The organism is uncultured Shimia sp. (genome assembly GCF_947493595.1).
In the GTDB taxonomy this organism is placed as follows: Bacteria; Pseudomonadota; Alphaproteobacteria; order Rhodobacterales; family Rhodobacteraceae; genus Shimia.
Map to the genome: position 1 here is coordinate 219,897 of NZ_CANLRL010000008.1, position 9,096 is coordinate 228,992.

9 protein-coding genes are annotated in these 9,096 nt (G+C 57.6%); 3 read left to right on the forward strand and 6 right to left on the reverse strand.

The window, feature by feature from the left end; all coding sequences use genetic code 11:
* The first annotated feature begins 145 nt into the window (after window positions 1-145).
* Complete coding sequence (locus Q0955_RS17630) at window positions 146-1,318, forward strand: acetyl-CoA C-acyltransferase (protein WP_299427000.1); 1,173 nt, start codon at window positions 146-148, stop codon at window positions 1,316-1,318.
* A gap of 230 nt (window positions 1,319-1,548) precedes the next feature.
* On the opposite strand, the gene Q0955_RS17635 is transcribed toward Q0955_RS17630, so the two are convergent.
* The 5 genes from Q0955_RS17635 to rpiA all read right to left on the reverse strand — a co-directional run bounded on the left by Q0955_RS17635 (window position 1,549) and on the right by rpiA (window position 6,002).
* The gene (locus Q0955_RS17635; protein ID WP_299427003.1) at window positions 1,549-1,746 is read right to left on the reverse strand and encodes a DUF2065 domain-containing protein; all 198 of its coding nucleotides are present in this window, start codon (window positions 1,744-1,746) and stop codon (window positions 1,549-1,551) included.
* Complete coding sequence (locus Q0955_RS17640; RefSeq protein WP_299427006.1) at window positions 1,746-2,615, reverse strand: protease modulator HflC; 870 nt, start codon at window positions 2,613-2,615, stop codon at window positions 1,746-1,748. Before Q0955_RS17640 ends, Q0955_RS17635 begins: the two co-directional genes overlap by 1 nt.
* A gap of 1 nt (window position 2,616) precedes the next feature.
* Entirely contained in the window at window positions 2,617-3,762 is a 1,146-nt protein-coding gene (hflK, locus tag Q0955_RS17645) for an FtsH protease activity modulator HflK (RefSeq protein ID WP_299427009.1), read from the reverse strand.
* Window positions 3,763-3,843: 81 nt separating this feature from the next.
* A complete protein-coding gene (gor, locus tag Q0955_RS17650; protein WP_299427012.1) occupies window positions 3,844-5,199 on the reverse strand; it encodes a glutathione-disulfide reductase in 1,356 nt (451 codons plus the stop codon).
* Window positions 5,200-5,213: 14 nt separating this feature from the next.
* The gene (gene rpiA, locus Q0955_RS17655; RefSeq protein ID WP_299427015.1) at window positions 5,214-6,002 is read right to left on the reverse strand and encodes a ribose-5-phosphate isomerase RpiA; all 789 of its coding nucleotides are present in this window, start codon (window positions 6,000-6,002) and stop codon (window positions 5,214-5,216) included.
* Between the two features lie 256 nt (window positions 6,003-6,258).
* On the opposite strand from rpiA, the gene Q0955_RS17660 reads away from it, so the two are divergent.
* Window positions 6,259-7,632, forward strand: coding sequence for an L-serine ammonia-lyase (locus tag Q0955_RS17660; protein ID WP_299427018.1), 1,374 nt, complete (start codon window positions 6,259-6,261; stop codon window positions 7,630-7,632).
* Window positions 7,633-7,635: 3 nt separating this feature from the next.
* Here Q0955_RS17660 and Q0955_RS17665 read toward each other — a convergent pair whose 3' ends face one another.
* Entirely contained in the window at window positions 7,636-8,457 is an 822-nt protein-coding gene (locus Q0955_RS17665) for a lytic transglycosylase domain-containing protein (protein WP_299427020.1), read from the reverse strand.
* A 345-nt stretch (window positions 8,458-8,802) separates the two neighbouring features.
* Here Q0955_RS17665 and Q0955_RS17670 point away from each other — a divergent pair, with 345 nt between their 5' ends.
* Complete coding sequence (locus Q0955_RS17670) at window positions 8,803-9,003, forward strand: hypothetical protein (protein ID WP_299425185.1); 201 nt, start codon at window positions 8,803-8,805, stop codon at window positions 9,001-9,003.
* Window positions 9,004-9,096 lie beyond the last annotated feature (93 nt).

Below are 9,096 nucleotides of genomic sequence, written 5' to 3' on the forward strand. Positions count from 1 at the left end.
TACCAATGTGTAAGCATGCCCCGTGGATCTACGGAATTGCACGCCTGCCTCAATTGGCGCAAAGAACTCTGTAACATCCTTGCAAAGATTTTCAGGCAAGGCCAAGAGCAATTGATTGTGACGGGACTGCGGAGGAGCAAAAACCATGAAAAAAGTAGTGATTGCAGGGGCGTCCAGAACGCCGATGGGTGGGTTCCAGGGCGCGTTTGACGGTGTGGAAGCTGCCGAACTCGGCGGCACCGCGATTCGTGCAGCGCTTGCGGACGCGGGCGCAACCACCGCTGACGAAGTGCTGATGGGATGTGTTCTCCCAGCTGGTCAGGGCCAAGCCCCAGCACGACAAGCCGGTTTCAAAGGTGGTCTGGGTGAGGACGTGCCTGCCACAACGCTTAACAAAATGTGTGGCTCTGGCATGAAGGCCGCGATGATGGCGTTTGACAGCGTTGCCCTTGGCGACCGGGACGTGATGATCGCGGGCGGCATGGAGAGCATGACCAACGCGCCTTACGTTTTGCCCAAAATGCGCGGCGGCGCGCGGATTGGCCATCAGCAGGTGGTGGATCACATGTTCCTTGATGGTTTGGAAGACGCCTATGACAAAGGCCGCCTGATGGGCACCTTTGCTGAGGACTGTGCAGAGAGCTTCCAATTCACCCGCGAAGCGCAGGACGAATATGCGCTGAAATCTCTGGCAAATGCTCTGGAAGCGCAGAAGTCTGGCGCGTTTGAAGGCGAGATCGCGACTGTCACGTTGAAGACTCGCAAGGGTGAGGTTGAAATTGCCGCTGATGAACAGCCCGGCAACGCGCGGCCGGAAAAAATCCCACAGTTGAAACCAGCCTTCCGCAAAGACGGTACAGTGACGGCGGCAAACAGCTCGTCCATATCTGACGGTGCCGCCGCGCTTGTAGTGGCTTCCGCAGAGGCTGCTGAAGCGCAGGGCCTGAAGGTGCGTGCGGAGATTGTCGGCCATGCCAGCCATGCGCAAGCACCAGGCCTGTTCACCACGGCACCGGTTCCGGCGGCGCAGAAGCTGTTGGAAAAGATTGGCTGGAAGAAAGAAGATGTTGACCTTTGGGAGGTCAATGAAGCCTTTGCTGTGGTGCCGATGGCTTTCATGCATGAGATGGGCCTGAGCCGTGACATCGTGAATGTGAACGGCGGCGCCTGTGCGCTGGGTCACCCGATTGGCGCGTCTGGCGCCCGCATCATGGTCACCTTGCTGAACGCGCTGGAGAAGCGTGGGCTGAAGCGTGGTGTGGCTGCGATCTGTATTGGTGGCGGGGAAGGCACGGCCATTGCGATTGAACGCATCTAAGCGCTCAAACCGTTAGAAACACAAAACGCCGCGAGTGAGTCTCGCGGCGTTTTTGTTTGTTGAAACAGAAGGGCAGCGCCCGTCCGCGGGTGGGCGCGATACCCTCACAGTAAGCCAGTCACGCCGTAGCGCAGTATCCACACGCAATATGGCGAATGTGCTCAGAAGCGCCCGCCCATGGGGGGCGGTCGGGCGCTGCCCGGAGGCCTGCGGCCTTGTTTCCGGGCCCGTCACGCACCAAGAGATTTGGCGATCCAAACAACCAGAACGCCCAGCGCCACGGCCATCAACCCCATGGTGCGGCGCTGACCCTCACTGAAGCTGCGCAGCATTTCCAGCAGCTCCTCAACAATAGAAGGGGCCAGTGCGTACACCAGCCCCTCCAAAACCAAGACCAGCCCAAAGGCCAGAAGTGCGGTTTCAACCATCAGCGCCCCTGCGAGTCGCCAAAGTAGTTGAAAAACTCGCTGTTCGGTGAGAGCACCATCGAAGAGGTGCCACCGGTCAGCGATGCACGGTACGCGTTGAGCGAGCGGTAGAATTCAAAGAACTCCGGATCCGCGCCAAAGGCATCCGCAAAGATTGCGTTGCGTTCCGCGTCCGCTTCACCGCGAGAGATCTCGGACTGACGTTTGGCGTCAGACACAAGTTCCACCACGGTACGATCGGCTTGCGCACGCTTGCGCTGTGCAGCTTCTTCACCACGGGCAATCTCGTCTGCCGCTTCCCGTTCACGCTCTGCCCGCATACGGGCGAAAGTCGCTTCCAAGTTGGCTTGTGGCAGGTCGGTGCGTTTCAAACGCACGTCGATCACTTCCAAACCAAGCGCTCGCGCTTCGGTGATTGCGCTATCTCGAATGCGGTTCATCAGGCTCTCACGCTCTGTGGAGAGCACCTGATCGGACCGAACCGAACCGAGAACTTCACGGGTTTGCGCCCGCAGGATGTTGTCCAGTCGACGCTCCGCCAACTCAACACCGCCAGCACCAACCGCCTGACGGAACTGGTTCACATCTGCGATGCGATACCGTGCAAAGGCGTCCACGACCAGACGACGGTCATCCAGTGGCGTCACTTCAAGTGGGCCCACTTCACGGCTCAGAATGCGGTCGTCATAGGTAACAACCTCTTGGATGAGCGGGATCTTAAAGGACAGACCAGGGTCTTCCTTCACCGACACAACCCGACCAAATTGAAGCACCAAAGCCTTCTCGCGTTCGTCCACGATAAAGATCGAAGACAGAAGACCAGCAATCGCGATCACCAGGATTGGCAAAAGATACGTTGTCTTTTTCATATCAGTTGCTCCCCTTGCGCAGCTCGTTCAGCGGCAGATACGGCACCACACCAGAGCCCCCGGATTGTTCGTCGATGATCACCTTGTCGATGTCGCCAAGAACCTCTTCCATGGTCTCAAGATACAGACGTTTGCGTGTCACTTCCGGAGCCTTTTGGTATTCGGTCAAAACCGCCGAGAAACGGCTGGCTTCACCTTCAGCTTCGTTCACAACCTGTGCGCGGTAGGCTTCTGCCTCTTCGAGGATCTGCGCGGCTTCACCACGGGCACCCGCAGTCACACGGTTGGAATAAGCATCCGCCTGTTTCTCCAGACGGTCACGTTCTTGCGAAGCCGATTGCACTTCGCGGAAAGCGTCTTTGACTTCTTCAGGGGGATCAGCACCGTCAAAGTTCACCCGGACGATGTTCACACCAGAGTTATAAGTGTCCAATGTCGACTGAATGGATTCTTGCAGACGGTCAGCGATCACACCACGGTCGCGGTTGAGGATTGGCGCAAGCTCAGACTGTGCAATGATTTCACGCATCGCGGATTCAGACACGGCGCGAATGGTTTCGCGCGGATCGCGCAGGTTGAACAAGAACTGCGCCGGATCGGAGATGTTCCACACCACCTGATAGTCGATGTCGACGATGTTTTCATCACCGGTCAGCATCAACCCATCTGTGCCACGTCCGGGAATTTCTTCGGTCTGTTCGTTGGTAACCGGCAAAACCTCTGCGGTGACAAATGGCCAAGGTGCAAAGTTCAGACCTGGTTCGCCAGTGGCGTAATACTCACCCAGGAACAGCTCAACGGATTTTTCTTCCGGTTTGACGGAATAAAAGCTTGAGAAAGCCCAAAGACCGGCCGCCACCAATGCGCCAATCGCCACGGTGCCTTTGTTCAAGCCTGGGCCGCCGGCGCCGCCTTGGCCGCTGCCGTTTTGGCTGCCACCACCTTGACCACCGCGACCACCCATCAAGACCTTCAACTGATCCTGACCTTTTTTCATTAGGTCATCAATGTCGGGAATCTGCGGGCCGTCGCCCTCAGGGGGACGTCGGCCGCCACCGTTGTTGTTACCGCGATTGCCACCACCTTGGTTGCCTCCGCCTTGGTTGTTGCCGCCCCCTCCCCAGGGGCCGCCGCTGTTTCCTGCCATTCGGGATCTTCCCTTTCTAAATCGTATTTGGCGCTCCCCTAAACCTGAGGGTTGCGCCAAAAAAATCAACCCATGTGCCGCCTATTGGCTGCGCACAGGGGCTTTCATAGTCACCAGTTCTTCGGACATGGTCGGATGCACCGCCACGGTCCGGTCGAAGTCTTCTTTGGTGGCGCCCATTTTTACGGCAATGCCTGCCAGCTGGATCATCTCACCAGCGCCCGGTGCCACAATGTGACAGCCCAACACCTTGCGCGTCGCCTTGCTGACGATCAGCTTCATCAACACGCGCTCTGCACGGCCAGCAAAGGCCTGCTGCATGGGCTTGAAGCTGGTCGAATAGATGTCCACCGGCTCCTGCTCTGCCGCCTCTTCTTCCGACAGACCCACGGTGCCCATTTCAGGCTGTGTGAAGATCGCGGTTGGGATCAGCTCGTGATCCACTTTTGTTGGGTTGCCTTTGAACACGGTTTCCACAAAGGCCATACCTTCGCGGATCGCGACAGGCGTCAGGTTCACGCGGTCGGTCACGTCACCGACAGCATACACCGACGGCACACCGGTCTGGCTGTAGTCGTCCACCACCACTTCGCCTTTGCGGCCCAGTTTCACACCGATCTCTTCGAGGCCCATGTCATCGGTGTTTGGCGCACGGCCCGTGGCGAACATCACTTGATCAAACAGGCTTTCCTTGCCGTTTGAATCGGTCACGCGAATTTTGTCACCGTCTTTGGCAAGGGCAACCGCATTGGTGTTGAGTTGCACATCTATGCCACGCGTGACCATTTCTTCGCTGATCAGCGTCCGAGCTTCATTGTCAAAGCCGCGCAGGATTTGCTCCCCGCGATAGAACTGGGTGGTTTTCACGCCAAGGCCGTTCATGATGCCAGCGAACTCAGACGCGATATAGCCGCCACCCACAATCAACATGCTCTCAGGTAGTTTCTCGAGGTGGAAAATCTCGTTAGAACTAATTGCCAGCTCTGCCCCCGGCACATCAGGCCATACCGGACGTCCGCCCATCGCCAGTAGAACGTGCTTTGCGGTTTTCTGCGTGCCGTCAGACAACTCAACCGTATGCGCATTCACCATCTTGGCGCGCAGATCAAAGCTTTCGACGCCGCTGTTCTTCAACAGGTTGCGGTAGATGCCTTCGAGGCGGTCCAATTCGGCGTGCAATTTGCCTTTGAATGCATCCCAGTCAAACGCGCCCGCTTTGATGTCCCAGCCATAGGCCTGTGCATCGTCCACCATGCCCGCGTATTCGGACGCAAACACCATCAGCTTCTTGGGCACGCAGCCCCGGATCACACAGGTGCCGCCATAGCGGTCTTCTTCTGCCAGTGCGACTTTTACACCTTCGGCTGCCGCAACGCGCGCAGCCCGTACACCACCGGAGCCACCGCCGATGACAAAGAGATCATAATCAAAGGACATGATGTGCCTTTTTGTTAGTCCACCAGATCGGTGAACAGATTGTCTGTTTCTGCGAAGTCGAGCATCGCCTCTTCGATTGTGCCAGCGTTGATGTCGCGCACTTCCACGCGGCCATCGCCATAGCCCACAACCACCGCATCACAAATATCGATGAACAGCCCGTTTTCAACCACACCCGGCATCTGGTTGATCACAAGTGCGAGTTGGCGGGCATCGCCAATGCGGTTGAGGTGCAGATCAAGGATGTGGTTGCCTTCGTCGGTTACAAAGGGGGCCGCGCCATTCATGCGCAGTGTGCTGTTGCGCCCCAGAACATCCATGCTCACAAGGGTTTCTTCAATCAATGCCTGTGTGGTTTGCCAGCCAAAAGGCACCACCTCTACCGGCAGAGGGAAAGCGCCCAGCGTCTCGACCTCTTTGCCCACATCCGCAATCACAACCATTTGATCCGATGCGGTTGCCACAATCTTCTCTTGCAGCAGCGCGCCGCCGCCACCTTTGATCAGGTTGAGATCCGCATCAAATTCATCCGCGCCGTCAATGGTCACGTCGAGCCACTTGGCTTCATCAAGGCTGATGACTTCAATGCCCACTTCACGGGCCAGCTCTGCAGTGCGGGTTGACGTCGGCACACCTTTGATACGCAGACCTTGGTCACGCACCATTTCGCCCAGGCAGCGCACCAACCACGCGGCGGTCGAACCGGTGCCCAACCCCACGCGCATGCCATCCTCAACATAGTCGGTGGCGCGTTTGGCGGCGACAAATTTGGCCTTGTCGATGGGCGACAACTCTCCGGTCATTGCGGCAACTCCCTGCATGCTTTGAGACTTTATAAGAAAGAAGCCCGGCAGGCGCGAGGGGGGAATATCGGAAAATGTGCGCAAGGACCGTGGTTTGCGTCCATAAAAGCCCCCTTTTCGCACCTATCCTGTGGTTGACCCGCCTCGTCGCGCGTGTTTCCTATCGGAAACGTCGTTTTTGCACTGCTCAAATCACGGCTGTCATCTTAAAACGTCTTCTAGTACCGCGCGCCCAGGCTGAAGGACCACCAGACTTATGTTTCTCTCTGTCTTTGACATGTTCAAAGTGGGCGTTGGCCCGTCATCATCACATACTATGGGGCCAATGGTGGCGGCTGCCCGCTTCCTTGACACAATGCGCGCCTCGCCGTTTGAATTCCACGGCCTCAAAGGTTCCTTGCATGGTTCTCTCGCGTTCACAGGCGTCGGCCATGCCACCGACCGCGCGACCATTCTGGGTCTCGCCGGGTTCCTGCCAGACAGCTACGACCATGAGAAAGCCGAAGCCGCGCTGGACCACATCCGCGAAACTGAAACCGTGCAGCCTGACGGCTTGCCGGTTTTGAAATTCAATCCTCGTGAAGATCTGAAGTTTGACTTTGGCCCCAACCTGCCCGGTCATGCCAACGGGATGATCCTGATGGCAACCGATGCCCAAGGCGACGTGATTTTGCAGGAGACGTATTATTCGATTGGCGGCGGCTTTGTTCTAACGGAGAAAGAGCTGAGCGAAGGCAAAGCTACGGATGAGGGCGCACCGGTCCCCTACCCGTTTAAATCAGCCGTCGAGATGCTGGAAATGGCGGAGCATTCTGGCAAGACCATTGCCGAGATGAAGAAAGCCAACGAAGTGGCACGTGGCTGTCATGACAGCCTATCCAAGGGCTGTGCCCGCATTTGGCAGGTGATGAACGACTGTATTGATCGCGGCCTGACCACGGACGGCATCCTGCCGGGCGGCTTAAATGTGCGCCGTCGCGCCAAGGCGATCCATGACGCGCTGCAAGCCGAGCGCGGCATGAACTTGAACGCACCTCACACGATCAATGACTGGATGAGCGCCTACGCCATGGCGGTGAATGAAGAGAACGCCGCAGGTGGCCAAGTGGTCACGGCACCGACCAATGGGGCCGCAGGCGTGATGCCGTCAGTGATCCGCTATTGGCTGGACCATGTGCCCGGCGCCACGGCTTCGCGCATTGATGAGTTCCTGCTCACCGCCGCCGCCATTGGTGGCCTGGTGAAGTTCAACGCGTCTATCTCTGGTGCCGAAGCCGGATGTCAGGCTGAAGTGGGGTCTGCCTCCGCCATGGCCGCCGCCGGGCTCTGCGCCGTAATGGGCGGCACACCGGAGCAGGTGGAAAATGCCGCTGAGATCGCGTTGGAGCATCACCTCGGCATGACCTGCGATCCGGTCAAAGGTCTGGTTCAGGTGCCGTGTATTGAACGCAACGGGCTTGGTGCGATCAAAGCGGTTTCTGCGGCCTCTCTGGCCCTGCGCGGCGACGGGAAGCATTTTGTGCCGCTGGATTCAGTGATCGAAACCATGCGGCAGACAGGTGCGGATATGCACGAGAAGTATAAAGAGACCTCGTTGGGTGGCCTCGCGGTGAACGTGCCAAACTGCTGACGATCAGCGTTGTGCAAAAACGCAACCGTCGGAAATCAGCTCCGGCGGCGTCATGCACAGCGCCCGCGCCACCTGAAAGGCGGCCAACACTTTTGGCACATAAGCTCGTGTTTCTGCATAGGGCGGCACGCCCGCGTGCTCGGTGATGCTGTTTTCACCGGCATTGTATCCGGCCAGTACCAGAATTGGGTCGCCGTCAAATTTGTTCATTAGGAAGTCGAGGAACTTCGCGCCACCGGCAATATTGCCAGCCCCGTCAAAACTGTCCTCCACGCCAAAGCGCGCGGCGGTGTCCGGCATCAACTGCATCAGACCTTCTGCTCCGGCGCCGCTGACCGCATCCGCCTTGCCACCGGATTCAACCGCAATCACAGCTAAAACCAAAGCTGGGGACACCTGCGTGCCAATGGTGCTGCGCAGAATGTCGATGCCGTGGCCCTGCACAATGGCTTGCAACGTGGTCAGGCGCGGCGTTGGCACGGCTTTGCCTTCTGGCGGTTTGGACATTTTATTAAGCGCACCTTCCAAACGGCCGGGGCTGGTGTCATCCAGCTTTGGCGAAACCTCTTCCCAGAACCACGCCATCGCGCCAACGCCCGAGCCCGGCGCAACCTCCTCAGTGCCTTCTGAGGCCTGCGACTCCGGCACCACCGCAGGGGCAATCTGCACAGTAATTCGCTTACCCTGCCCGGCCTGAGGCGGCTTCACGCGTTTTGCAGAGAAATCCGGAAACGGCTTGGGCCCCTCGGCAAAAGCCGACTCGGGTGCCCAAAATCCTGCAAAGGCGGCCACTGCCACCGCCAACAAACACTTTTGTACCAACATGATGATCGCCTGCTCGGGTCATTTTCCGCCAGTTTCGCAGATTTTGGGCGCTCAGGCCAGTTTTGCTGCCTCATTGCTGCCTAAGTCTATCGATTCGGCCCCAATCCTCACACAATGGCTGGAGCGGTTAACGAACAATGAAGAAAGTTACCACTTTAAATCAACGCCTTACACCGCAAACAACAACATTCCGCATTTGATCCAAAATCGAACCACTTGCGCCCAATTCCCGCCCCATTCGAGGGGGATATTGCTGTCATACCAAGTCGGGCTGGCAAGAGAGAGACACGCCAACAACGCACGACACGGTGGTTACGTAAATATGATCCTTTGGAGGGACACATCATGATCAAGTTTTTCAAAAACTTCCGCAAAGACGAAGCTGGCGCAGTAACTGTTGACTGGGTTGTTCTGACCGCAGCCGTAGTTGGCCTGGCCGTTGCAGCGTTCACTGCTATCGAAACCACAACTGGCAACCTGACAACCGAAGCAGCGCAGGCTCTGAACGCCGCTGACGCGACTTCCGGCGCCATCGCAACCGAGTAATTTCGGCTGACACAACTGGTTGAGCGCGGGGTGTTCCATCCCGCCTCCCATGCCTGACACAAATTTTCTGGAGACTTCCAATGATCAAGTTCA